Origin of the sequence: Nonomuraea sp. NPDC050643 (genome assembly GCF_040654715.1) — a bacterium.
GTDB lineage: Bacteria > Actinomycetota > Actinomycetes > Streptosporangiales > Streptosporangiaceae > Nonomuraea.
Genome location: NZ_JBFAIM010000076.1, coordinates 19,268 through 43,184, shown reverse-complemented (window position 1 = coordinate 43,184; position 23,917 = coordinate 19,268). Strand labels below are relative to the sequence as shown.

The window sequence follows — 23,917 nt, the reverse complement described above, 5'->3', positions numbered from 1 at the left end:
CGGTTGCGCGGCCTGCGGTTGCGCGGGCTGCGGATGTACTGGTTCAGAGGGGGATGATCAGGGCCTGTGGGCGGTCGGCGGGGAAGGCCCACAGGTGCTTGCCCGCCGCGATCATCAACGCTAGAGGTGTTTGCAGCCCGAGCCGGACCAGCCGCGCATCGGCGCCGGTGGCCGGGGCGAGGGTGAACAGGTCGCGGAGCCCGCCGGCCAGGACCCCGTGCGCGCAGGCCAGATACGGCACCGGCCCCTCCGGCGCCCCCACGAACCGCCTCGGCTCACCCGACCACGCCGACACGCGTAACAGCCCGCCGGTCACGCTGACCCATAAGGAGCCCGCGCACACGGCCATGCCGCCGCGTTCCCGCCGCCCGAGGTCCACCTCCCTCGGCCCGCCGCGCAGCACGGTGTCGCGCTTCGAGGTCCACCACAGCCGCTCCCCCTCGACCGCGCACAGGTCCAGGTCAGGCAGCTCGACCGGCTCGTGCAGGCGGCCCGGCTCGGCCAGCCGGCACGCCCGGTCGGCGCCCACGGCCCAGATCTCGCCGCCGCCCGCCAGCACCCGGCCCTCGAAGGGCACGCTGGCCAGCGGTACGCCCGACGGGCCGAGCCAGTACACCCGATCCCGGGAGGCCCCCGCCAGCGTCCCCTCGGGCAGCGAGTCCCGCAGCATGTGCACCGGCGACGTCCCCGCGAACGACCTGGGCATCATCACGGTCTCCGCCAGCATGCCGGGCACCCCCGCACCGGTGACCGTCCCCGGCACCGCCGCCAGGGACCATAACTCCGGCAACCGCGCGCCATCCTCGCGACCCGCACCACGCCCGCGACCCGCAGCGCCCTCGCGACCCGCGCCGCCCGTGTCGCTCTCGTCGCCCTTGCCGTGGGGCGTGCCGGACGCCGTGTAGGCCCGCACGCCGCGCGCCTCCGCGCACCAGACGGTGGTCCCGTCGGACGCTGCCGCCCGCGCGGGCTCGGACAGGTCGATCGTGGTGACGGCGGCGTCCATGCGCCGACCTTAAACCCGCCGCCGGGGAGCCGAGCACAGGCACGGGGAAGGGCGCGGTGGAGGATCCGCACGGCAAGTCAGGCATCCGGTCATCGGCCCAGGTCACCCCGGCTGCGATCATTGGTTCATGCGTGTTGTGGTGATCGGGAGCGGCATCGTAGGAGCCGGCGCGGCCTATTACCTGAGCTGCCAGGGCGCCGAGGTGACCGTCGTGGACGGCGGCTACCAAGGCGAGGCGACACAGGCGGGCGCGGGCATCGTGTGCCCGTGGGTGGACCATTCAGAAGACGACGACTGGTACCGGCTGACCCGCGAGGGCGCCCGCGCCTATCCGGAGCTGGTGGAGGAGTTGGGCGAGGACATCGGGTACGCCGAGGTGGGCGCCCTGCTGGTGGCCGAGGACCCGGCCGACCTGGAGCCGGTGCGCGGGCTGCTGCGGCGCCGCCATCCCGCCGCGCCGGAGATGGGCGACATCATCGACGTGTCCACCCCGTCCGAGCTCTTCCCGCCGCTGTCCGACGCCTTGTCCGCCATCCTCGTGCCGGGCGCGGCCCGGGTGGACGGCCGGTCGGTACGCGACGCGCTCCTCCAGGCCGCCATCGCCCGGGGTGCCCGGGTCATCACGGGCACCGCCACCCTGACCCCCGGCGGCGAGGTCCTCGTGGGCCCGGTCTCCCAGGGCACGGGCAACGGCCGGGGCCCGGCGGGGCGGGGCGCCTCCGGGGATCGGGGCCCCCTCGTGACCGGCGACACCACGTCCTGGCGCCAGGCCGCCCCACTGGACCACGACGCCGCGACCGGCGCGGGGAGCGGAGGGACCGCAGGCATCCCCGCAGCCTCGGGCAGCCCGGACACTACCGGCAACGCAGGCAGTACGGGCAATCTAGGAAGCGTGGGCAGCCCGGAGAGCGGGCCGGGCGTTCAGGGAGGGCCGGAGCGGGCGGCGGAGATGGCGGAGGGGCGGGCCGGCGATCTTCAGGTCGGCGACGGCGCCCGGCTCGACGCCGACATGGTGATCGTCGCCGCCGGCGCGTGGACCGGTGAGGTGTGCCGACCGCTGGGTGTCGAGCTGCCGGTCTTCCCCCGGCGCGGGCAGATCCTGCACGCCACCCTCGAGGGCGTCGACACCGCCTGGTGGCCGATGGTGCTGCCCAGAATCGGCCCGTACCTGCTGGGCTTCCCCGACTCCCGCATCGTCATCGGCGCGACCGTCGAAGACGTCGGATTCGCCCCGCGCATCACGATGGGCGGGCTGGACGAGGTGATCGAGGCGGGGTTGCGGGTGGCGCCCGGCCTGGTCAACGCGACGGTCTCGGAGGTCAGGGTCGGCCTGCGCCCCGTGTACGCCCCCGGCCCCGCCCTCATCGGCCCCCTGACCGATCGCGTCGTGGTGGCGACGGGCCTGAGCGCGTACGGTCTCACGGCCGGCCCGTTCACCGGCCTGATCGCCGCCGCCCTGGCCCTTGGCGAGACGCCTCCCATCGACATCACCCCTTACGCGCCCAGACCGGTCTGACGGGGCCACCCTGCCCATCAATCACGACAAGGCTGCCCGTATCGTGGAAAACCTCCCCACCGTGACCACGTGGGGAGGCCGCGATGCCGCTGCTCATGCTCCTGGCCCTGCTCCTGATCGCGGCCGGCTGCGGCACCGAACCGTCCACCGCACCCTCCACCGGCCCCACCGGGCCGACCCCGACACCGACACCGACACCGCCGCCACCCAAACCCCTGGCCCCCGGGCACCACGAGCACCCCCGCGAGAAGGTCCCGTACGCCGCCTCCGGCCGGTACGCCGTCGTCCGCGGCACCGCGCCCGCCCGGCCCGGCCGCGGGAACCCGGTGCGCTACCTGGTCGAGGTGGAGCGGGGCCTGCCGTTCGATCCCCGTACGTTCGCCGCCGAGGTGCACCGCACGCTCAACGACGTCCGCGGCTGGGCCAGGTTCCGGCGGGTGGACCGAGGCCCGGTACGGGTGCGCGTCGCCCTGTCCAGCCCCCTGCTCACCATCCGCCAGTGCCGCCCGCTCCGCACCGGGGGCGAGCTGTCGTGCTGGAACGGCACCCGTTCGGTGATCAACGCCCTGCGCTGGGCCGAGGGCGTCCCCCAGTACGGCGGCGACCTGGCCGCCTACCGCCACTACCTGATCAGTCACGAGGTCGGGCACGGGCTGGGTCACCACCACCGCTCGTGTCCCGGCCCCGGTCGCCTGGCGCCGGTCATGGTGCAGCAGTCGAAGTCGCTGGGCCGTTGCCGGCCCAATCCGTGGCCCTATCCCCATCGCGGGCCGGGCGAAAGGGACGAGACCGAAGATCGGAGGCCATGACCGAGGAAGGAGCCCGACATGATCAGTATCGGCGCCGGCAGAGTGAGCGGGAGCGACGAGGAGCGGGCAGCGCGGGCCTGGTGATGGTGTCGCGTTTCCAGGGGCGCGCCGCGTTCGGGGCGCACCCCGGCCCGCTGCCCCCGGGTCACCGGTTTCAGGTCAGGCCCTGCCCGGTGCCGACCCCCCGTAGCAACGTGTCCACCAGGCGTGCCGCGAGGGCGTCGGGGTCGCCGTCGCGCTCCTGCGCCGACTCGTGGATGAGCGCGTAGTAGACCCGCTTGGCCCAGAGGTGGTCCACGTCGGCGCGCAGCACGCCGGCCTGCTGGGCCCTGGCGAACAGCCGCTCGCAGCGCTCCTCGACGTCGGCGTGCACCCGGGCCACCTCGGGGTCGGCCGCCGGCGCCCGGCTCATCGCGAACCCCCAGTCGATCTTCACCCGCAGCACGTGGGCCGTCACCTGGTAGAGCGCGACCAGGGGCGGCGTGGTGTCGGGGTGGGCGGAGTCGACGGCGGCGGCGAACTGGCGGGTGGCCCAGGCCGTCATCGCGGCGACCAGCGCCTCGCGCGAGGCGAAGCGCCGGTGCACGGTGGTGCGCGCCACCCCGGCGGCCTCGGCGATCTGCTCCATGCTGGCCGCCGGGTTCCTGCTGAGCACGCGCTCGGCCGCCTCCAGGATCGTGCGCACCGTCCGCTCGGCATCGGACCTCAGCGCCCGCGTCGTCTCACTCACGTCCGACAGGTTACGGCATCGTCCCCATTTCTCCAGAAGTTGCGTCATCAGTGTTGCAAGTTCTAGAGTCAAAGCGTCACAACTGACGCATCTAGGGAGCGATCATGGACATGCGACTCACCGGCAAGACCGCCGTCGTCACCGGCGCGAGCAGGGGCCTGGGGCTGGCGATCGTGCGGGCGCTGAGCGCCGAGGGGATGCGGGTGGCGGCCGTCGCCAGGACCACCCCCACCGAGCTGAAGGAGACCGGCGCCGTCGTGGTGACCGCCGACCTGTCCACCGCCCATGGCCCGGCCGAGGCGGTCGAGCGGGCGCTGGCCGAGCTGGGCGGGATCGACCTGCTGGTCAACAACGTGGGCGGCGGCGACAGCGGCGAGGGGCAGGTCGGCGGGTTCCTCGACACCACCGAGGACGTGTGGCGCCAGACCTACGACCTCAACCTCCTCGGCACCGTCCGCGCCACCCGCGCCGCCCTGCCGAGCCTCCTGGAGCGGGGCGGCGCCGTCGTCAACATCTCCTCCGTCGGCGCCCGGGTGCCGCACGGCGGGCCGATCGCGTACACGACGGCCAAGGCGGCGCTGACCGCGTTCGGCAAGGCGCTGGCGGAGGAGTTCGGGCCGCGGGGGGTGCGGGTCAACACGGTCTCGCCCGGCGCGGTCCGCACCTCGCTGTGGGAGGCCCCCAACGGGTACGGCGCCGCGGTCGCCGCCGCGCACGGCCTGGAGCTCGATCAGTTCCTGGCGGGACTGCCGGCCGGCACCGGGATGACGACCGGGAGGTTCATCGAGCCGGAGGAGGTCGCCGCCCTGGTGACCTGGCTGGCCTCACCGCACGCCGGGAGCGTCACCGGAGCCGACTACGTGATCGACGGCGGGGCGATCAAGACCGTTTGACCTATCGCGATATATCGTAGAAAAGGGAACACCGGGGAATCCCGCCGGGTTGAGCGGGATGAACAAGTCTCTCAGGGGAGTGTGGGCGATGGCAGGAATGCGGAGAGCGCGGCGGATTCTCGCGGGCGGGGTGGCCCTGGCCGCCGCCGGTTGGGCGTTGCGCGAGGTGCCCGCGGAGCTGGGCGTGCGGCCGCTGACGTCGGGGCCGGACCGGGCGGCGAGGATGCGGCGCTCGCCGCAGTTCAAGGACGGGCTCTTCTACAACTCCATGCCGGAGCCCACGCACATGATGACCGCCCCGCCCGTGGGCCTGCTCGGCGAGATGGCCAAGGACAGGGAGCTGCGCCACCCCGGCGGCCCGGTCCCGCTGCGCATCCCGCCGTCCACCCCGCCACCCGCCGACGGCCTGCGCGTGATCTGGTACGGCCACGCCTCCACGCTGGTGGAGATCGAGGGCCGGCGGGTGCTGTTCGACCCGGTGTGGAGCAAGCGGGTCTCCCCCTCGCGGCTCGTCGGCCCGAAGCGGCACCACCCGGTTCCGGTGGAGCTGGGCGGGCTGCCGCAGATCGACGCGATCGCCATCTCGCACGACCACTACGACCACCTCGACATGGCGACCGTCCGCTCGCTGACCCGTACGCAGAACGCCCCGTTCCTGGTGCCGCTGGGCATCGGGGCGCACCTGGAGCGGTGGGGCGTGCCCGCGTACCGGATCATCGAGCTGGACTGGGATGAGGAGGCCGTGGTGGCGGGGCTGCGGTTCGTCTCCACGGCGGCGCGGCACTTCTCCGGCCGCTCGTTCACCCGCAACGACACGCTGTGGGGGTCCTGGGTGGTCGCCGGGGCGGAACGGCGGGTGTTCTACGCGGGCGACTCCGGATATTTCGAGGGATATCGCGGCATCGGGTCGTCGCACGGGCCGTTCGACCTGACGCTGATGCCGATCGGCGCGTACAGCCCGGCCTGGCCGGACATCCACATGAACCCGGAGGAGGCCGTCAACGCCCACCTCGAACTGGGCGGCGAGCTGCTGCTGCCGGTGCACTGGGCGACGTTCACGCTGGCCCTGCACCCGTGGGCGGAGCCGGTGGAGCGGCTGTGGCGTGAGGCCAAGGCCCGTGACGTCTCGATCGTCGTGCCGCGGCCGGGCGAGGCCGTCGAGACCTCCTCCGCCCCGGCGGTGGACGGCTGGTGGGAGACGCTGGGCTGAACCGTACAGTTTGAGCGTGAGCAACCTGGAGCGTGACCCGCGGGAGATCCGCTGCGGCGCCGAGACGGGCACGAAGACGAGCGCCGAGCCAGACGCCGGGACGGGTGCCGGGACGGGTGCCGGCGGCGAGGTGCTGATGGGGCGCGAGGTGCCGCTGGGCGGGCCGCGCGCGATGACGGTGAGCCGGACGTTGCCGGGCGCCCACCGCCGCATGATCGGCGCGTGGTGCTTCGTGGACGCGTACGGGCCGCAGCGGGCCGTCATGCGCGTGCCGCCGCACCCGCACACCGGCCTGCAGACGGTGAGCTGGCTGGTCGCGGGCGAGGTGCTGCACCGCGACAGCCTGGGCACGCTGCAGGAGGTCCGCCCCGGGCAGCTCAACCTGATGACGGCCGGTCGCGGCATCTCACACTCGGAGGAGTCGCCGGAGACCGTGCTGCACGGGGTGCAGCTCTGGGTGGCGCTGCCCGGCGGGCAGCGCCACGTCGCGCCCGGTTTCGAGCATCACCCGTCGCTGCCGGTGCTGCGCGGGCCGGGGTTCGCGGCCACCGTCGTCATGGGGACGCTGGGCGGGGTGGTCTCGCCGGCCACCGCCTACAGCCCGCTCGTGGGCGCGGAGGTGGCGGTGGACGGCACGTGCGAGGTGCCGGTCGATCCGGCGTTCGAGCACGGGCTGCTGCTGCTCGACGGCGAGGTCGAGCCGGTGGGTCGCGGGCCGCTGAGCTATCTGCCGCCGGGGCGCGCGGGGGTGCGGCTGTCGGGGCGCGGGCGGGTGCTGCTCATCGGCGGCGAGCCGTTCGGCGAGGAGATCGTCATGTGGTGGAACTTCGTCGGCCGCTCCCACGACGAGATCGCCGCGTTCCGGAAGGAGTGGTCGGAGGGCGAGGGGTTCGGGTCCGTCGAGGGGTTCGACGGCGCGCCGCTCCCCGCGCCCGCCCTGCCCAACCTGCGCCTCAAGCCGCGCGGGCGCGTCCGCTGACCCGGGTGGGTCAGTTGCGCCGGATGTAGGTGTAGAGCACGTCCATGCCGGTCGTGTCCCGCGGTACGTCGGCCAGCAGCCGCACCGCCTCGCCGGCGAAGTCGATCACCTGCAGCCGCTGGCGGCCGGCCGCGCCGTCCTGGCGTACCCAGCAGGCCAGGTGGTCGTCGTCGTACCAGGTGGCCAGGCCGGAGCAGGGCGAGGCGACCCGCTTCACCTCGGCGCCGGTGCGGGAGTCGTAGACGCAGTTGGTGCCGCTGAGCAGCCCCGGGCAGTTGGTGACGAAGCGCCCGCCGGATGGTGAGAACAGCGCGTCGGCGATGCCCGCGCCCACGTTGGGCAGGCGGCGGACACGCTGCCCGGTGGCGTCGAAGAAGCGCAGCGCCTGCTGGGCGGTGTCGTTGGACAGGGCGACCACGCCGGTGCCGGTGTGGTCGAAGCCGTACCTGATGCCCTTGAGCGAGCCCTCCCGCAGGGAGGCGATCGTGGCCTTGCGGGTGTTGACGTCCACGATGGCGAAGCCGGTCGACTGCCAGGTGCCCTTGACGGGGTTGCCGACGTTGAACAGCACGCGGGCGCTGTCGCGCGACCACCCCTGCACGTACGCGCTGAGCGGCTGCTGCGAAGTGCGGACCGTGAACCGCTCCCCCGTCACCTTGTCGATGATCTGGGCGGTGTCGTAGCCGCCGGCGAACTTCTTGCCGCGCTGGACCAGGCGGCGGCCGTCGGGCGAGAGCATGCTCTCCCACATGTCCGGATAGCTCTTGAAGGAGCCGGTGAGGGAGTCGCGGGTGTAGTAGACCCAGTCTCCGCTCCCGGCGTTCCTGACCATGTACGTGGTGAGCCGGATCGGGTCGGCCGGGCTCTCGTAGATCGTGGCCTCGGTGTCGGGCAGCTTGATGGTGGCCAGGTTCGCGGTGGGGACCCGGGACGGGGTCGCCGGCGCGGCGGACGGTGGCGTGCTCGGCCTGGGCCGCGGGCCGGGGAGCGGCAGGTTGACGGCGGTGACCACGACGATCGCGACGGCCGCCACCAGCGCCACGCCCGCGATGACCGCCCCGAGCACCCACCCCTTCCTGCCGCCCTTCGAAGGCGGGGGCGTGCCGGGCCCGAAGGGGACGGGCTGAACGCCCGGCGCCCACCGGGGGCCTGCCGCCTGCCGGGCGGCGGGCGGCGCGGCGAAGCCGGACGCCTCCCAGGAGCGGGAGGGCGGGGGCTGGGGGCCGGGGGGCGGCGCGAGGTGCGGGGTGGAGTGGGGCGCGAGGTGCGGGGCCGCGGTCGCGGCGGTGGCCGCCCGGTGGAGGGCGTCGGGGGTGGAGACCGGCTGCTGCAGGAGGTGCAGCACCACCTGCTGGGCCGTCGGGCGGCGGGCGGGATCCTTGGCCAGGCAGGCGGCGACGAGCTCGCGCAGCGGGCCGGTCAGCCGCGACAGGTCGGGCTCGGTGTGGAGCACGCGGTGGATGATCGCCGGCACGGTCTCGGCCTCGAACGGCCCCGCGCCCCCGGCCGCGAACACCATCGTGCTCCCCCACGCGAACATGTCGGCCGCGGCCCCCACCGGCTGGGCGAGGATCTGCTCGGGCGCCATGAACGCCGGCGTGCCCACGGGCATGGAGGTGATCGTCGAGGTCGCGTCGAGCGCCCTGGCGATGCCGAAGTCGATCACCCGCGGGCCCTCCCCGCCCAGGATCACGTTGCCGGGGCTGAAGTCGCGGTGCACGATGCCGGCCTGGTGGATCGCGGCGAGCGCGGTGGCCGTGCCGATCGCCAGCCGGTGCAGGCCCGCCGCGGTGCGCGGGCCCTGCTCGGTCACCGCCCGCTGCAGCGAGGGCCCCTCGACATATTCGCTGACGATGAACGGGCGCCCCTCGTGCACGCCGGTGGCCAGCACCTTCGCCGTGCAGAAGGGGGCCACCCGCCGGGCCACCTCTGCCTCCCTGGCGAACCGCTGCGCCGCCACCGCGTCTCCGGCGAGGTGGGGCCGCAGCCATTTGACGGCCACTTGATCGTCCTGGGAGACGCCCAGGTAGACGACGCCCTGACCGCCCTCGCCCAGCCGTCCCCGGATCTCGTAGCCTCCGAGGCCGGCGGGATCTCCTGCTCTGCGCTCGGTAATCGACGGCATAGGCGGATTATGAACGCCGAATCTTGCAATCGGCTTTCACCGGCGGTGTGCCCCCGGGCGGCCGGGGGCACACCGGTCAGGTCAGCCGCTGCGCCTTGCTCAGCAGCCGCTGCGCCACCACCACCAGCGCCAGGAACAGGCCGCTGACCACCTGCTGGAACGCCGACGTCAGGCTGCCCACCTGGTTGATCAGGCTCTGGATGACCCCGAGCAGCAGCACCCCGGCCACCGAGCCGGTGATGCCGCCGGCCCCGCCGGTCAGCAGGGTCCCGCCGATCACCACGGCGGCGATGGCGTCCAGCTCCAGCCCGATGCCCAGGATCGTCACGCCGGAGGAGAGCCGGGCGGCGTTCAGCGCGCCGGCCAGCCCGGCCAGCAGGCCCGACATGACGTACACGTACACCTTGGTCCGGGCGACCGGCACGCCCATGAGGGCCGCCGCCTGCTCATTGCCGCCGATGGCGTAGACGTTCTGGCCGAAGCCGGTGCGCTGCAGCAGCACCATGGCGGCCAGGGCCAGGGCGATGGTGACGTACACGGGGTAGGACAGGCCCAGGATCTCGCCCTGGCCCAGGGTGGCGAAGGCGCGGTCCTTGACGAGGTACGTGGTGGCGCCCTCGTCCGAGATGGCCAGCATCAGGCCGCGCACGCCGAGCAGGCCGGCCAGGGTCACGATGAACGGGGCCATCCCCGTGCGCGCGATCACCAGGCCCTGCAGCAGGCCGACCACCCCGCACACCACCAGGGGCAGCAGCAGGGCCACGAGGAGGCCGTACTGGGAGCCGTAGGCGGCCAGCACGCCGCCCAGCACGAACAGCGAGCCGACCGACAGGTCGATCCCGCCGCTGATGATCACGAACGTCATGCCGATCGCGATGATCGCCAGGAACGACGACGAGACGACCACGCTGGCCGCGTTCGCGGGTGTGGCGAAGGTGTCGAAGCCCAGGCTGCCCACGACCACCAGCAGGCCCAGCACCATGACGGCGCCGTGCTGCTGGAGCACCCGGCTGACCTGCTCGCGGTTCATCGAGTCCCCCGCTTCCTGGTGGCGTAGACGGCGGCCAGGATGATGACCGCCTGGACCATCTGGGTCCACGACTGCGGCAGGTTGTGCTTGATCAGCGTGGCCGACAGGAGCTGCATGAGCAGCGCGCCCATGACCGTGCTGAGCACCCTGATCCGGCCGCCGGTCAGCGGGGTGCCGCCGACGACGACGGCGGTGATCGCCGACAGCTCGATGAACAGGCCGAGCGAGGTCGGGTCGCTGGCCTGCAGCCGGGCCGTGGCCAGCACCCCGGCCAGGGCGGCCAGCAGGCCGGAGATCACGTAGACGATCAGGAGCACGCGCTTGACCGGCAGCCCGGACAGCTCGCTGGCCGAGCGGTTGCCGCCGATCGCGACGACCTGCCGGCCGAACGTGGTCCGCCGCACCACGAACAGCACGATCACGGTCAGCGCCGCCGCGATGAGCACGATGACCGGGATCCCGGCCACCGAGCTGCTGCCCAGCGCGATCAGGTCGGGGTTGCGGAACTCGACGAGCTGCGGCACCAGCACGTTCGCCAGGCCGCGCACGCCGACCAGCAGCGCCAGTGTCGCCACGATCGGCTGCACCCCGACGTAGGCCACCAGCGCCCCGCCCGCCGCCCCGACGATCGCGCCGCCGACGACGGCCACGATGAGCGCGGGCAGCCAGCCGTAGCCCAGGTAGAGCACGACGACGGCGGCGGCCAGCGCCATCACCGAGCCGACCGACAGGTCGATGCCCTGGGTGCCGATCACCAGCGCCATCCCCAGCGAGACGATCACGATGGGGGTGACCTGGACGAGCTGGGTGCGGAAGTTCGAGGCGTCCAGGAAGTGCGGCGTGAACAGCACGTTGAACAGCAGCAGCACCAGCACGGCCGCGTACACCCCGTAGTCCTGCACCCAGGCGAACACCTGCGGTTTCAGCAGGGCGACGCGGCCGCTCCGCCGTGAGGCCGGCTCAGCCATCCGACTGCCCTGCGACCGTCTGCTCAGCGATCGTCGCCATGATCCTCTCCTCGGTCACCTCGTCGCCCGACAGCTCCCCCACGACCGTGCCCTCGCGCAGCACGAGGATCCTGTCGGCGCCCTCGACCAGCTCCTCCAGGTCGGAGGAGATCAGCAGCACGCCCAGCCCCTCCTCGGCCAGCTCGTCGATCAGCGCCTGCACCTCGGCCTTGGCGCCGACGTCGATGCCCCGGGTGGGCTCGTCGAGCAGCAGCACCTTGGGCCGCACCGCCAGCCAGCGGGCCAGCAGCACCTTCTGCTGGTTGCCGCCGGACAGCTCGGAGACGAGCTGGTGCTGCGAGGCGGCCTTGATCCTCAGCCTCCGCATGAAGATCTCGACCACCCGGTCGATCTTCGCCTCCGACACCACGCCCGCCCTGCCGAGGGAGGGCAGGGCGGCCAGGGCGATGTTCTCGCGTACGGACAGGGTCGGGATGATGCCCTCGGCCTTGCGGTCCTCGGGCAGCAGGCTGACGCCCGCCCTGATGGCCGCCGCGGTGGAGCCGGCGCGCAGCGGCGACCCTGCCACGAGCACCTGCCCGCCGTCCAGGGGCAGGGCGCCGACGATGGCCTTGGCCGTCTCGGTACGCCCCGCGCCCAGCAGCCCGCCCAGCCCGACGACCTCGCCGGGCCGAACGGAGACGTCCACGCCGTCGAGCACGTGGCGCCGGGTCAGGCCCTTCGCCTCGACCGCCGGGGTCTGGCCGTTGACCTGGCCGGCGCCGGTGTGCCGGTCGCGGGAGAAGCGAGTCAGGCCCTCGGCGCGGACCTCGTTCAGGTCGCGGCCGAGCATGAGCGAGATGAGCCTGAGCCGTTCCAGCTCGGCCAGCGGGCCGGTGTGGGCCAGGCGGCCGTCACGCAGCACGGTCACCTGGTCGCACACGCGGTAGAGCTCGTCGAGGCGGTGGCTGACGTACATGACGGCGATGCCGCTGTCGCGCAGCCGCCTGATCACCCCGAACAGGGTCTCGACCTCGCGCGGCTCCAGGGACGAGGTGGGCTCGTCCATGATCACCACGCGGGCGTCCACGGAGACCGCCCTGGCCAGGGCGACCATCTGCTGCGCGCCGACGCCCAGCGTGCGCAGCGGCCGGCGGACGTCGGTCTCGACGCCGTAGCCGGACAGGACGCGTTCGGCCTCGCCGTACATGGCGGTCGCGTCGATCACCCCGAACCGGCCGCGCGGTTCGCGGCCGAGCAGCAGGTTGCGGGCCACCGACATCATCGGGACGAGGTTGACCTCCTGGTAGATGGTGGAGATTCCGGCGTGCTGCGCCTCCATGGGGGTGCCGAACGCGGCGGCGGCGCCCCGGTAGCGCAGCTCGCCGCCGTCCGGCTGGTACACGCCGGTGAAGACCTTGATCAGCGTGGACTTGCCCGCGCCGTTCTCGCCGACGAGCGCGTGCACCTCGCCCGGGCGCAGGGCGAGGGACACGCCGTCGAGGGCGAGCACGCCGGGGAAGCGTTTGCTGATCCCCTTGGCCTCGAGAACCGGTTCCAACTCAGTACGCCTCACCGAGGGAGTCCTTGGCGTTGCTCGTGTCGTAGTCGCGGTCGGAGATGATCACCTTGTCCGGGATCGCCTGGCCGTCCAGGAACTTCTGGGCGGTCTCGAAGGCGAGCGGGCCGAAGCGCGGGTTGGACTCGATGACCGCGTGCAGCCAGCCGTCGGCGATGCCCTGGACGGCGCTGCGGGTGCCGTCCACCGACACGATCTTGATGGTGCCGGGCTCCTTGCCGGCGCCCTTCAGCGCGGTGACCGCGCCCAGCGCCATCTCGTCGTTCTCGGCGTAGATGCCGTTGATGTCAGGGTTGGACTGGATGAGCTGCTCGGTGACCTGCTGGCCCTTCTCACGGGCGAACTCGCCGGTCTGCTCGAACGAGATCGTGATCCCGGGGGCCTTCTCCTTGACGCGGTCCTTGAAGCCGTTCGTCCGCTCGGTGGTGACGTTGTTGCCGGGCGCGCCGAGCAGGATGGCGACCTTGCCCTTGCCGGACAGGGCGTCGATCATGCGGTCGGCGGCGCGCTTGCCCTGCTCGTAGAAGTCCGAGCCGATGAAGGTCAGGTAGTCGCTGCACGCCTTGGCGTTGATCTTCCGGTCCACCGTGATGATCGGGATCTTCTTGGCGGCGGCCTGCTGGAGCACGGGCTCCCAGCCGTCGGAGTTGAGCGGCGCGATGACCAGGAGCTTCACCCCTTGGGCGATGAGCTGCTGGACGTCGGTGATCTGCTTGGAGAACTGCGACTGGGCGTTGGTGACCTTGAGGTTCGTGATGCCGAGCTTGGCCGCCTCGTCCTTGATGGACTTGGTCTCGGCGATGCGGAACGGGTTGGCCTCCTTCTCCGACTGGGAGAAGCCGACCGTGGCGGTCTTGAGGTCGAACTTGGTGCCGCCGAACTGCTGCAGCGTGCAGGTCGGGCCGGCGGTGCCGGAGGGGCTCTGGACGACCTGCTGGCCGGCGGTGCTGGTGGCGGCGGGCGCGCTCTGCGGCTCCTCGGCCTTGGCGCAGGCGGCCGCGGTGAGCAGGACGGCCAGCGCCAATGCGGCTGTGCGGACATGGGGCCGGATATGGGGGGTCATGGCGTTTCCTTTCCTATCAGGCGCGGCGCCCGGGCCGCAGGGGCCCGGGCGCACGAGAGATCAGCTGCAGGTGGGGTTGATCGCGCTCGTCAGCGCCTTGTGGGCGTCGTGGACGCGCTTGACGTCCGGCTTGGTGATCGCCCGGTCGTACGTCATGAGGCCGTTGATCTCGGTCTCGACGTCGGTCGTCTGGGTGTAGATCGCGGCGCTGAGCCGTTCGCAGGCGTGCAGCCGCTCGAGCTCCTTGACCATGTTCACGTAGCGGTTGGTGAGGGCCGCGGGGTCGGGCTCGACCGCGTAGCCCCAGCCGCCGCCGGACCAGGTGTGGCCGACGACGGGCAGGGCCAGGCCGCCGTACTCGCCGATCACGTTCGCCCTGGTGCCGGTGGGCTTGCCGGGGTTGCCGGGGCCCGGGTAGATGTGGAAGTCCTTGACGTCGCCGTTGCCGCCGTCCACGGCGCCGCAGCAGTTGATCCCGCTCATGTTGTTCACCAGGCGCGAGGGGTCCCAGCCCTTGACCAGGTTCGCGATGCGCGCCTGGTCGTACTGGCCCCAGCCCTCGTTGAACGGCACCCACATCACGATCGACGGGCTGCTGCGGTGCTGGTCGACCAGCTCGCGCAGCTCGGCCTCGAACTGCGGCCGGTCGGAGGTGCGGAAGGCCGACGGCATGTCCTGCCAGACCAGCAGGCCGAGCTTGTCGGCGTGGTGGTACCAGCGGTCGGACTCGACCTTGACGTGCTTGCGCACGGCGTTGAAGCCGAGGGCCTTGGTCTGCTCCAGGTCGTAGCGCAGGGCCTCGTCGGTCGGCGGCGTGTAGATGCCGTCGGGCCAGAAGCCCTGGTCGAGCGGGCCGATCTGGAAGACCGGCCGGCCGTTGAGCAGCATGCGGTTGCCGGAGACCTCGATGGAGCGCATCCCGAAGTACGACGTCACCTTGTCGTCGCCGAGCCTGACCTCCAGGTCGTACAGGTGGGGGTCGTCCGGGGACCAGAGCCTGGGGTCGGGCACCGGGAGGCGCAGCTTCTGGCCGACGGGCCCGGTGACCCTGCCGACCACGTCGCGGCCGGTCCTGCCGTCCCTGGCGATCACGGTGGCGGTGCCGGCCGTGCCGTGGACGGTGACGTACAGGGCCTCGCCGGGGACGTCGGGGGTGGTGTCGACGCGGTCGATCCGGGTCTGCCCGACCGGCTCGATCCAGACGGTCTGCCAGATGCCGGAGACCGCGGTGTACCAGATGCCGCTCGGGTCGAGGCGCTGCTTGCCGATGGCCTGGGCGCCGCCGTCGGTCGGGTCGTACACGCCGACGACCAGCTCCTGGCGGGCGCCGCGCTTGAGCGCGTCGGTCACGTCCACGCTGATCCGGCCGTAGCCGCCCTTGTGGGTGGTGACCTTCTGGCCGTTGACGTAGACCTCGGCCTGCCAGTCCACCGCGTCGAGGTGCAGCAGCAGCCGCTCGCCGCGCCAGTCCGGCGGCACGTCGAACGTACGGCGGTACCACATGCGCTCCTCGTGCCGGCCGAGGCCGGAGAGCTGCGACTCCACCGGGTACGGCACCACGATCCGCTCGGGCAGCTCACGCCCGGTGGGCACGGCCTCGCCCGCCTTGGCCGGGGCGAACTGCCAGGTGCCGTTGAGGCTCTGCCAGCGGTTCCGGACGAGCTGCGGCCGGGGGTACTCGGGCAGCGGATTCGCCGGGTTCATCTCGTCGGACCACTTGGTCCGCAGGATGTAGGACGAGGCGTTGACCACGTACGCGAAGGGGTAGGCGGCCAGGGCGGCGCCATCGGCGTAGGTGATGCCGCCGCTGCCGTCGTACGAGGTGCGCACGGTGTTGCCGGCCTTCGACGGGACCGGGTGCTTCAGCTTGAGCTCGACGGTGTCCGGGCTCTTCAGCACCGCGGAGGTCACCGGCCAGGCGGCGCCGCCGACCGTGAGGCCCAGCTTCTGGGCCGCGTTCGCGGGCAGCGGGCTCAGCGGCTTGGGGTAGGTGAGGGTGGCGACGTCGCCGGCCTTGTCGATCCGGGCGTCGTAGGGGCCGTCCGGCTGGAAGTCCGCGGGGACGGTGAAGGCGTCCATGGGGACGATGGCCTTCGGCTGGCTCGGGCTCTGCCAGCGCAGCCGCAGGTTGGCGCCGCCGAAGTGCTCGAAGTACTCGACCTTGACGTCGTACTTCCTGCCCGCCTGGAGGGCGATCGGGGTGCCGACCTGCTCCCGGTCCCAGTCGTCCACCCAGTGGTCGATGATCGGCCGGCCGTCCACCCAGAGGCGGAAGCCGTTGTCGCCGATGATGGAGAAGGTGTAGGTCTCGGAGTGTTCGGCGGTGATCTGCCCCGTCCACCGCACGGTGACGTCGTCCTCCCTGCCGGTCAGCAGTTTGAACGTGGGGTTCAGGTCGGCCATCTCCAGGTTCGGGTCGATGATGCTCGCCTTGAGCTCGGCGAAGTCGAACCGGCCCGCCGCCGAGGCGAGGTAGTAGTCGCCGCGCAGCCCGTTGCGTTCAACGGGGGCGGCGGACACCGGGGACGGCGGCTGCCATAACACCGACATCAGTACGGCCAGCAGCAACGCGAGACGCTTACGCACGGGGGGTCCTTTCGACACGCGCCGATCAGGTTCGGACAGCTTTTGACCCTGACACGCTCCAAAGTAAGCACCGACGGACCGAGCCGGTCAAGATTCCCGATCAAATTCGTTCGCGTTCGGTCAGAGGTGAACTCATGTGGGCCGGTCGACTATGATCGGGACGTGAGCGACACGCAGAGCGACGGACGCAGGCCCGTGTTCGCCGCGGAACGCCGCCAGCGCATTCTCGAGCTGGTGCGCGCCAACGGCGCCGTGTCGCTGCGCGAGCTCGCCCAGGCCGTGCACTCCTCCGAGGTGACCGTCCGCCGCGACCTGCGCGCGCTGGAGTCCGAGGGCCTGCTCAACCGCCACCACGGCGGCGCCACCCTGCCCGGCGAGCTGTCGCGCGAGGCCGGCTACGCCCACAAGGTCTCGCTGGAGTCCGCCGAGAAGGCCGCGATCGCCGACCTGGCCGGCGCGCTCGTCGAGGACGGCGACGCGATCGTGATCGGTCCCGGCACCACCACGCAGGAGTTCGCCCGCCGCCTGACCAGGCACGCCGAGCTCGCGGTGGTCACCAACTCGCTGCTGGTCGCCCAGGTGCTGTCCGGCTCGCCGCGCATCGAGGTGATGCTGACCGGCGGCACGCTGCGCGGCTCGATCCTGGCCCTGGTGGGCAGCGCGGCCGAGCACTCGCTGGCCGGGCTGCGGGTGCGCAGGGCGTTCATCTCGGGCAACGGCCTGACCGCCGAGCGTGGGCTCTCGACCCCCAACATGCAGGTCGCGGGCATGGACCGGGCGCTGGCCGCCGCCGCGGAGGAGGTCGTGGTGCTGGCCGACCACACCAAGATCGGCGTGGACACGATGGTGCAGACGGTCGCGCCCGACCGGATCGACCACCTCGTCACCGACGACGCCGCGCCCCGCGACGTGCTCGACGACCTGAGCGCACGGGGTGTGCGGCTCCATGTCGGCCAGTTCTGATCGCCGCTTCTGATCGAATGTGACAATCCCGTTACTAGAATGTTTCCTTACTCGACCACGATCGAGGCGGAGGCAACCGTGCTACAGGTGGCTGGCGTTCTCAAGACGTTCCAGGGTGTCACCGCCCTCGACCACGTCACCCTGTCCGTACGTCCCGGCGAGGTGCACGCGCTGATCGGCGGCAACGGCGCGGGCAAGTCCACCCTCGTGAAGGTGCTGTCCGGCGTCCACCAGCCGGACGCGGGCGAGCTGCGCCTCCTCGGGGAGCCGGTGCGGTTCGCGGGGCCCGCCGAGGCCAAGCGGGCGGGGATCGCCACGATCCACCAGGAGACGAACCTCGTACCGACGATGAGCGTGGCCAGGAATCTGCTGCTGGGGCGGGAACCCCGGGGCCGGTTCGGGCTGATCAACGCGGCGGCCGTGCACGCCTGCGCCGAGGAGACGCTGGCCGCGTACGGGCTCGAGGTCGACGTGCGCCGCCCGCTCGGGTCGCTGGGCGAGGGCGCCCGCCAGATCGTCGCGCTGGCCCGGGCCGCCTCGGCGGACGCCCGCCTGGTCATCATGGACGAGCCCACGTCGGCGCTCGACCACTCCGAGCTGGAGACCCTGTTCGGCGCCGTGACACGGCTGCGCGAGGAGGGCCGCTCGGTCGTCTACGTCACGCACCGGCTGGAGGAGCTCTACGGGATCTGCGACCGGGTCACCGTGCTGCGCGAGGGCCGGGTCGTGCACACCGGGCCCCTGGCCGGCCTCGACCGGCTGCGGCTGGTCTCGCTCATGCTGGGCCGGCCGTTCCACCCCGTGGCGGCCACGCCGCACGAGGGCGAGCCGGACGTGCCCGCCGACGTCCCGGTGCTGGAGGCCAAGGGGCTGACCCGCCACCACGTGCTGGCCGGGGTGTCGCTGGCGATGCGGGCGGGCGAGGTCGTCGGGCTGGGCGGGCTGCTCGGCGCCGGGCGCAGCGAGACGGCGCGGGCCATCGCGGGCGTGCTGCCGGTGGACGCCGGGCAGGTGACGGTCGCCGGATCGGCGGCCCGCAAGTGGTCGATCAGGAGCGCCGTGCGCGCCGGGATCGGCCTGGTGCCCGAGAACAGGAAGACCGAGGGCATCGTGCCCACGCTGTCGGTGCGCGACAACATCGCCCTGGCCGCGCTCCCCCGGCTGTCACGGGCGGGCATCGTGTCCGACGCGCAGGTGGACGCCATCGTCTCGACGTTCATGCGGCGGCTGGGCATCAAGGCGGTCTCGCCCCGCCAGCCGGCCGGAGAACTCTCCGGCGGCAACCAGCAGAAGGTGCTGCTGGCGCGATGGCTGGCCATGCACCCCAAGGTGCTGCTGCTGGACGAGCCGACCCGCGGGGTGGACGTGGCGACCAAGCTCGAGATGCAGGCGCTGCTGGACGAGCTGGCCGTCGACGGGCTGGCCATCCTGCTCATCTCGTCGGACGTGGCCGAGCTCGTCGAGAACTGCGACAGCGTGGTCGTGCTGCGGGACGGCGCGATCACCGACCGGCTCACCGGCCCCGAGGTCACCGAGGACCGCCTGCTGGCCGCCCTGGCGAAGGACTAGTACACCGAGACGTGCGGATGGTCGTAGTGGTTGGCCGTCGTGCCGCCGCGGTCGGTCATGGTGCGCCATGCGCCCGTCCTGACGTGCCAGATGCGCTGCCGGTAGATGACGTACATGATCCCCAGCCGCTTGGCGTTCTTGGTGACCCAGGCGGCGATCTCGTCGCCACGCTTGAGCTCCGCCCCCGACGGCATCGCGCCGCCCCGGCTCAGCATGAAGTCGCAGGCCCGCCCGAGCGGATGCTCGCCGCCGTCCTGGACGGCCCGGAAACACCCGATCCCGTACGGCACCTCGAACCGCTCCTGGATGAGCTGCTTGACGAGCTGCATCCTCGGCGTGATGTTGTCGGACCCGCCCGGAAGCTGCGGCACCCACGTGCCGTCGGGACGCGCCCCCGGCGCCGTGTAGAGCTGGTCGATCTTGTCCTTGATCCGCTCGATCTGCTTCTCGGCCTTGCCCTTGCGCTTCTCGAGGTCCTCGACCGTCTCCTCGAGCTCCTTGGCGCGGGCCACCGCTTCGTCCTTGGCCCGCTGCTGCGCGTTCCTGACCTCGGCGTAGCCGCGCAGCTTGGCGTCCTGGGCGTCGATCAGGTGCTGGGCCAGCGCCATCCGCCCGAGCAGGGCCGAGGGGTCCTGCTCGCCGGTGACCAGGGAGAGCTGTCCCGGCTCACCGCCGGTGTACTGGGCGACGGCCATGGCCCGCAACTCGCCGGAGTGCCGGTCGTAGACCTCCTGGGCGGAGGCCAGCTTCTCGCGGGCCGACTTCTCGGCCTTCTCCGCCTTCTGGTAGGCGACGCGGCTGCCGTAGTAGTCGGTGATGAGCTTGTCCGAGTCCTTCTGCAGCGCGGCCAGCTCCTTCTTCAGCCGCTTGACCGTGGGCTTGGGCTCGGCCTGCGCCGGCGCGGCGGGCCCGCACAGGAGGGCGCCGGTGAGCGCTGTGGTGAATGCTGTGGCGAATGCGGTGGTGAATGCGGTGGCCAGGCCCCGCCGGACCTTGGCGACTGACGCGCGGGCGTGGCCGCGAGGCCGGTCGGCGGAGGACGTTGCCGCCACTCTTCTCCTTACCCTGAGACGCAGGGCAGGTTCCGGTCACGAAGTATTCAGGCCGGGGAACGCCCTCTATCCGACGCACGATAGTAGAGGATCCGACCACCGGGTACGAAACTCACCTGTATCCGTCTTTGTCGCGCCTGCGTACCCGGCGGACCACCAGATGCCGTCCGAGCAGCACGGATCCCGGCACCAGCACCAGCCCCAGAAGGCTGGAGCCCAGGCCCAGCCCCAGGTCGGCGTCCACCAGCCCGTCGCCGTCGCCGCCGAGCACCGGCAGGCCGAGCGACACGCCGACCGAGAGGGAGACCAGCGGGCCGGGGTCCTTGACGGGGGGCGGCTCGGGGTCATTCGTGGCCGGGGGCTGCGTGGTGGCGGGCGGGTCGGTCTGGGGCGGGTCGGTCTTGGGGGGATCGGTCTGGGGACGGTCGGCCTTGGGCGGATCGTCGTTCTTCGGGGGGTCGCTCCTCGGCGGGTCGCTCGCCGCGGGCCGGGTGCCGGTCGGATCCGGCCGGCTCGACCGGGCCGGCTCGCGGGTGGACTCGCCGCCCGTCGGCGGGGCCGCAGGCCGGTCGGCGGAGGTGGCGGGCGGCGCGCTCCCGGCGGGTTCGCTCCACGTCGGGGACGACGCGTCCGACGGTTCGGCGTCCGACGGCTGGGCGGGCGCGGGTGAGGCGGGGGGCTCGGTGAGCGGCGGGGACATGGCGGGCGGCAGGGCCATACCGGGGCTCTGACCGGGAGCGTCGTGCCAGATCACGAACGCCGCGACGACCGCGGCCCCGGTGGCCACCACCAGCGCGGCCGTCACCGCGAGCCTGCGCGTGGGCGAGAGCGCGGTGTGGAACAGGGTGGTGGTGGCGCCGGCGCCGTTCGCGGCCGGCCGCGCTTTCGGCAGCAGGGCGGCGAGCGGCAGGGTCAGGATGCCGAGCCCGGTCCGCCCGTGCAGCTCCCATTCGTCCCCGTACGCGCCGCGCGCGACGTCCTCGAGCTCGTCCAGGAACGCCTGCGCCGACGCGGGACGCAGCGCCGGGTCCTTGGCCAGGCCGTGCTCGACGAGCGGGCGCAGCGGCTCTTCGACGTCCTCCAGCGCCGGCACGGCGTGCTGGTGCTGGTAGGCGAGGGCGGCCGCGCTCTCGCCGCGGAAGGCGCGGTGGCCGGTCAGGCACTCGTAGAAGACCAGGGTCGCGGCGTAGACGTCGGTGGCGGGGCCGGCCGGGGCGTCGTCCCACTGCTCGGGCGCCATGTACGCGGGCGTCCCGGACAACGAGCCCGACTCGCCGACGTGCGCGGCCACCCCGAAGTCGACGAGCTTGCTGTCGCCCTCCTCGGTGACCAGGACGTTCTCGGGCTTGAAGTCGCGGTGCACGATGTCGTGCCGGTGCGCCTCCGCCAGCCCGAGCAGCGCCCCCTTGAGCACCACGAGCGCGGCCTCGGAGCCGGTCGCGCCCTCGTGGTCCAGCAGCCGCCGGAGCGTGACGCCGTCGACCAGCTCCATCACGATGACGGCGTCGTCGTCACCCTCCTGGTAGTCGAGCACCCGCGCGGTGTGGGGGCTGTCGATCTCCTTGATGGCCAGGGCCTCCGCCCTGAACCTCGCGACGAAGTCGGCGTTCTCGCGCAGCGGCTCGGACAAGTGCTTGATCGCGACCGCCAAACCGTCGGAGTCCCGTACGGCGAGCATCACCCTGCCGGTGCCGCCGTGTCCGAGTTCCCGGAGCTCGGTGTAGCCGGGAACTTCCATGGTGGGACCTCCTGATGGCCATAAAGATCCTTATGTCAGGACGCTAACCCGGCGTCACACCGTGTGTCGAGCCCCTTCGCCGGAGTAACGACACACCTGGCCCAATCGGTATTTTTACTACTCTTTATAGTAGTTCCGTGTCGCTCACCGATCATCTCCGTCAGTGGCTCGGCGCGTGGCCGCCCCAGGAGAAACTGCAGGTCACAGGGTCGGAACGGCGTGCCACGCCGGGGTGGGACGGCCGCGTCCATCCGGCGCTGGGCGTCGGCACTCCGGACGGCGCGGTCCTGTCGGTGCCACCGGAGCACGTGACGCGCGTACGCGCGGCCCGCTCGCTGACGGAGGTGCCCGAGCTGATCGGGTACGGGGATCGCGCCTGGTTCGAGGCCGTCTTCCGCTGGACCACCCGCCCAGCGCCACTGGCGGACGCCGGGGAATGGGTACCCGCCGACGCGCCCGGGGTACCCGACTGGCTCCGGGTCTTCGGCGGAGTCGGTGCGGTCGGCCGGGTCGGCGCGGGCGGCGGAGTCGGTGAGATCGGCGCGGCCGGTGAGATCGGCGGGCTCGGCGTGGTCGGCGGGCTCGGCGACTTCGGCCTGGTCGGCGGCTTCGGCGGGGAGGTGCTGGTGGCCGTTGATCCGGAGACGGGCGAGCACTGGGCGGGGGTGGGGATCAAGCGGCATGACGCGTACGGGCATGAGCTGTCGGTGGTGACGGCGGCGGGCGCGCGGGGGCGCGGGCTGGGCGGGAGGGTTGGGCGGTCAGGTGGGTGCGGATGTTCGTGGCGGCGGTGCGGCCCGCTCGGTTGGCGCCGATCGTGCTGGCCGAGGGGCCGTAGCCGACGAGTTGCAGGCGGGGCTCCTTGATCACTCGTGTGCCGTCCACCCGGATGCCGCCGCCCGGCTCCCTGAGGCGTAGCGGGGCCAGGTGGTCCAGGGCCGAGCGGAAGCCGGTGGCCCAGATGATCGTGTCGGCCGCCCAGTAGCCACGATCGTCCCAGGCGATCCCGTGCTCGGTGACGCGGTCGAACATCGGCAGTCGTTCCAGGACGCCTTTCGCCAGCGCCTCGCGGACGACCGTGCTGTAGCCGAGGCCCGTCACGCTGACCACGCTCTGCGGCGGCAGGCCCGCGCGTACGCGCTCCTCCACCAGGGCCACGGCCTCCCGCCGGGCCTCCTCGCCGAAGTCGCCGTCCTTGAAGACGGGCGGCCGGCGGGTGACCCAGGTCGTCGCGGCGGCCACTCCGGCGAGTTCGGACAGCACGTGCATCGCCGACGCCCCGCCGCCCACCACGACCACGCGCCGCCCCGCGAACTCCTCCGGCCCCCGGTAACCGGCATAGTGGAGCTGACGGCCGGCGAAGCCCGGCGCGCCCGGGTAGTAGGGCCAGTAGGGGCGCGTCCACGTACCGGTCGCGTTGACGACGGCCCTGGCCGCCCACTCCCCCGCGTCCGATTCGATCAGCAGCCGGTCGCCGGTCCCGCGCCGCACCGCCGTGACCCGGACCGGCCGCACGACGCCGAACCCGGCCTCGCGCTCGTAGTCCGCGTAGTACGCCGGGACCACCTCGGCGGCGGGCCGCCCGCCGTCGGCGCCCGGGCTGCGGCGTACGCCCGGCAGGTCGAACACCCCGTGCACCTTGTCCATGGTCAGCGAGGGCGAGCGGTGACGCCACGCCCCTCCCGCGCCCTCGGCCGCGTCGAGCACCACCGGCTCGAACCCGAACCGCCGCAGGAAGTACGCGCTGGACAGGCCCGCCTGCCCCGCGCCGATGACCACGACATCGCTCTCCACCACGTTGAGCTGCAACCGCCGCGACCCCCGGGGTCTTCCCGGACCCCCGCGTCCTGGCGCTGCCAGCGCATTAGGTTAGCCTAGCTAACTTTTGATGGTCGGCCGTTGCATGTCCTGCCGGGTCATCGACGACCCGGTGTCCGGCACCCCGCTCGTCGGACCGGTCGGCCGCCACCATCTCCACCCCGAAAGGACCGTCACCGATGAGCGCTGAACCGCCCACGTCCGTCGTCGTCCACGCCCGGGTGCTGGCCAGGCGGCTCATCACGCCGCACGTGGCCCGCTTCACGCTCGGCGGGCCCGAGGCGGCCGGGCTCGGCTCGGGCGG

General features: G+C 72.5%; 18 protein-coding genes. 7 read left to right on the top strand and 11 right to left on the bottom strand.

Features of this window, described 5'->3' with window-relative positions:
* Positions 1-43: 43 nt before the first annotated feature.
* Positions 44-1,006 (bottom strand): hypothetical protein, encoded by a 963-nt coding sequence (locus tag AB0I15_RS55620; RefSeq protein ID WP_358116152.1) that lies wholly within the window; start codon positions 1,004-1,006, stop codon positions 44-46.
* Between the two features lie 127 nt (positions 1,007-1,133).
* Between AB0I15_RS55620 and AB0I15_RS55615 the strand changes: the two genes are divergently transcribed.
* Together AB0I15_RS55615 and AB0I15_RS55610 are read left to right on the top strand one after the other, a co-directional pair.
* Positions 1,134-2,522, top strand: coding sequence for an FAD-dependent oxidoreductase (locus AB0I15_RS55615; protein ID WP_358116149.1), 1,389 nt, complete (start codon positions 1,134-1,136; stop codon positions 2,520-2,522).
* Between the two features lie 83 nt (positions 2,523-2,605).
* The gene (locus AB0I15_RS55610; RefSeq protein WP_358116147.1) at positions 2,606-3,331 is read left to right on the top strand and encodes a DUF3152 domain-containing protein; all 726 of its coding nucleotides are present in this window, start codon (positions 2,606-2,608) and stop codon (positions 3,329-3,331) included.
* Positions 3,332-3,485: 154 nt separating this feature from the next.
* Here the strand turns inward: AB0I15_RS55610 and AB0I15_RS55605 are convergent, their stop codons facing one another.
* On the bottom strand, positions 3,486-4,061 hold the full coding sequence (locus AB0I15_RS55605; RefSeq protein ID WP_358116144.1) for a helix-turn-helix domain-containing protein: 576 nt from the start codon (positions 4,059-4,061) through the stop codon (positions 3,486-3,488).
* Between the two features lie 104 nt (positions 4,062-4,165).
* Here AB0I15_RS55605 and AB0I15_RS55600 point away from each other — a divergent pair, with 104 nt between their 5' ends.
* The 3 genes from AB0I15_RS55600 to AB0I15_RS55590 all read left to right on the top strand — a co-directional run bounded on the left by AB0I15_RS55600 (position 4,166) and on the right by AB0I15_RS55590 (position 7,143).
* Positions 4,166-4,954 (top strand): SDR family oxidoreductase, encoded by a 789-nt coding sequence (locus AB0I15_RS55600; protein ID WP_358116141.1) that lies wholly within the window; start codon positions 4,166-4,168, stop codon positions 4,952-4,954.
* An 88-nt stretch (positions 4,955-5,042) separates the two neighbouring features.
* Positions 5,043-6,164, top strand: a complete 1,122-nt coding sequence (locus tag AB0I15_RS55595; protein ID WP_358116139.1) for an MBL fold metallo-hydrolase — start codon at positions 5,043-5,045, stop codon at positions 6,162-6,164.
* Positions 6,165-6,180: 16 nt separating this feature from the next.
* Complete coding sequence (locus AB0I15_RS55590) at positions 6,181-7,143, top strand: pirin family protein (protein ID WP_358116137.1); 963 nt, start codon at positions 6,181-6,183, stop codon at positions 7,141-7,143.
* A 10-nt stretch (positions 7,144-7,153) separates the two neighbouring features.
* Here AB0I15_RS55590 and AB0I15_RS55585 read toward each other — a convergent pair whose 3' ends face one another.
* From AB0I15_RS55585 to AB0I15_RS55560, 6 genes are all read right to left on the bottom strand, one after another.
* Positions 7,154-9,268, bottom strand: a complete 2,115-nt coding sequence (locus AB0I15_RS55585; RefSeq protein WP_358116134.1) for a serine/threonine-protein kinase — start codon at positions 9,266-9,268, stop codon at positions 7,154-7,156.
* Positions 9,269-9,344: 76 nt separating this feature from the next.
* Positions 9,345-10,298: an ABC transporter permease gene (locus AB0I15_RS55580; protein WP_358116132.1), complete on the bottom strand. Its 954-nt coding sequence runs from the start codon at positions 10,296-10,298 to the stop codon at positions 9,345-9,347.
* On the bottom strand, positions 10,295-11,266 hold the full coding sequence (locus AB0I15_RS55575) for an ABC transporter permease (protein ID WP_358116130.1): 972 nt from the start codon (positions 11,264-11,266) through the stop codon (positions 10,295-10,297). The genes AB0I15_RS55580 and AB0I15_RS55575 overlap by 4 nt, the downstream gene beginning before the upstream one ends.
* Positions 11,259-12,821 (bottom strand): sugar ABC transporter ATP-binding protein, encoded by a 1,563-nt coding sequence (locus AB0I15_RS55570; RefSeq protein ID WP_358116127.1) that lies wholly within the window; start codon positions 12,819-12,821, stop codon positions 11,259-11,261. Before AB0I15_RS55570 ends, AB0I15_RS55575 begins: the two co-directional genes overlap by 8 nt.
* A complete protein-coding gene (locus tag AB0I15_RS55565) occupies positions 12,808-13,887 on the bottom strand; it encodes an ABC transporter substrate-binding protein (RefSeq protein WP_358116124.1) in 1,080 nt (359 codons plus the stop codon). The genes AB0I15_RS55570 and AB0I15_RS55565 overlap by 14 nt, the downstream gene beginning before the upstream one ends.
* 60 nt (positions 13,888-13,947) lie before the next feature.
* Positions 13,948-16,473 (bottom strand): PA14 domain-containing protein, encoded by a 2,526-nt coding sequence (locus AB0I15_RS55560; RefSeq protein ID WP_358116121.1) that lies wholly within the window; start codon positions 16,471-16,473, stop codon positions 13,948-13,950.
* 162 nt (positions 16,474-16,635) lie between these two features.
* Here AB0I15_RS55560 and AB0I15_RS55555 point away from each other — a divergent pair, with 162 nt between their 5' ends.
* Positions 16,636-17,436, top strand: coding sequence for a DeoR/GlpR family DNA-binding transcription regulator (locus AB0I15_RS55555; protein ID WP_358116118.1), 801 nt, complete (start codon positions 16,636-16,638; stop codon positions 17,434-17,436).
* An 87-nt stretch (positions 17,437-17,523) separates the two neighbouring features.
* Complete coding sequence (locus AB0I15_RS55550; protein ID WP_358116115.1) at positions 17,524-19,005, top strand: sugar ABC transporter ATP-binding protein; 1,482 nt, start codon at positions 17,524-17,526, stop codon at positions 19,003-19,005.
* Here AB0I15_RS55550 and AB0I15_RS55545 read toward each other — a convergent pair.
* From AB0I15_RS55545 to AB0I15_RS55535, 3 genes are all read right to left on the bottom strand, one after another.
* Positions 19,002-20,057 carry a hypothetical protein gene (locus AB0I15_RS55545; RefSeq protein ID WP_358116112.1) on the bottom strand — a complete coding sequence of 352 codons (1,056 nt, stop codon included), beginning with the start codon at positions 20,055-20,057 and terminating at the stop codon, positions 19,002-19,004. The two genes, AB0I15_RS55550 and AB0I15_RS55545, sit on opposite strands and share 4 nt — an antisense overlap.
* A 112-nt stretch (positions 20,058-20,169) precedes the next feature.
* Positions 20,170-21,795: a protein kinase gene (locus AB0I15_RS55540; protein ID WP_358116109.1), complete on the bottom strand. Its 1,626-nt coding sequence runs from the start codon at positions 21,793-21,795 to the stop codon at positions 20,170-20,172.
* 672 nt (positions 21,796-22,467) lie between these two features.
* Entirely contained in the window at positions 22,468-23,604 is a 1,137-nt protein-coding gene (locus AB0I15_RS55535; protein WP_358116106.1) for an FAD-dependent oxidoreductase, read from the bottom strand.
* Positions 23,605-23,917: the final 313 nt, after the last annotated feature.

What these genes read in the sequence shown, in the direction of transcription:
- AB0I15_RS55620 (WP_358116152.1), bottom strand. Translation starts at nt 1,006, where the DNA reads ATGGACGCCGCCGTCACCACGATCGACCTGTCCGAGCCCGCGCGGGCG.
- AB0I15_RS55615 (WP_358116149.1), top strand. Translation starts at nt 1,134, where the DNA reads ATGCGTGTTGTGGTGATCGGGAGCGGCATCGTAGGAGCCGGCGCGGCC.
- AB0I15_RS55610 (WP_358116147.1), top strand. Translation starts at nt 2,606, where the DNA reads ATGCCGCTGCTCATGCTCCTGGCCCTGCTCCTGATCGCGGCCGGCTGC.
- AB0I15_RS55600 (WP_358116141.1), top strand. Translation starts at nt 4,166, where the DNA reads ATGGACATGCGACTCACCGGCAAGACCGCCGTCGTCACCGGCGCGAGC.
- AB0I15_RS55595 (WP_358116139.1), top strand. Translation starts at nt 5,043, where the DNA reads ATGGCAGGAATGCGGAGAGCGCGGCGGATTCTCGCGGGCGGGGTGGCC.
- AB0I15_RS55585 (WP_358116134.1), bottom strand. Translation starts at nt 9,268, where the DNA reads ATGCCGTCGATTACCGAGCGCAGAGCAGGAGATCCCGCCGGCCTCGGA.
- AB0I15_RS55580 (WP_358116132.1), bottom strand. Translation starts at nt 10,298, where the DNA reads ATGAACCGCGAGCAGGTCAGCCGGGTGCTCCAGCAGCACGGCGCCGTC.
- AB0I15_RS55575 (WP_358116130.1), bottom strand. Translation starts at nt 11,266, where the DNA reads ATGGCTGAGCCGGCCTCACGGCGGAGCGGCCGCGTCGCCCTGCTGAAA.
- AB0I15_RS55565 (WP_358116124.1), bottom strand. Translation starts at nt 13,887, where the DNA reads ATGACCCCCCATATCCGGCCCCATGTCCGCACAGCCGCATTGGCGCTG.
- AB0I15_RS55540 (WP_358116109.1), bottom strand. Translation starts at nt 21,795, where the DNA reads ATGGAAGTTCCCGGCTACACCGAGCTCCGGGAACTCGGACACGGCGGC.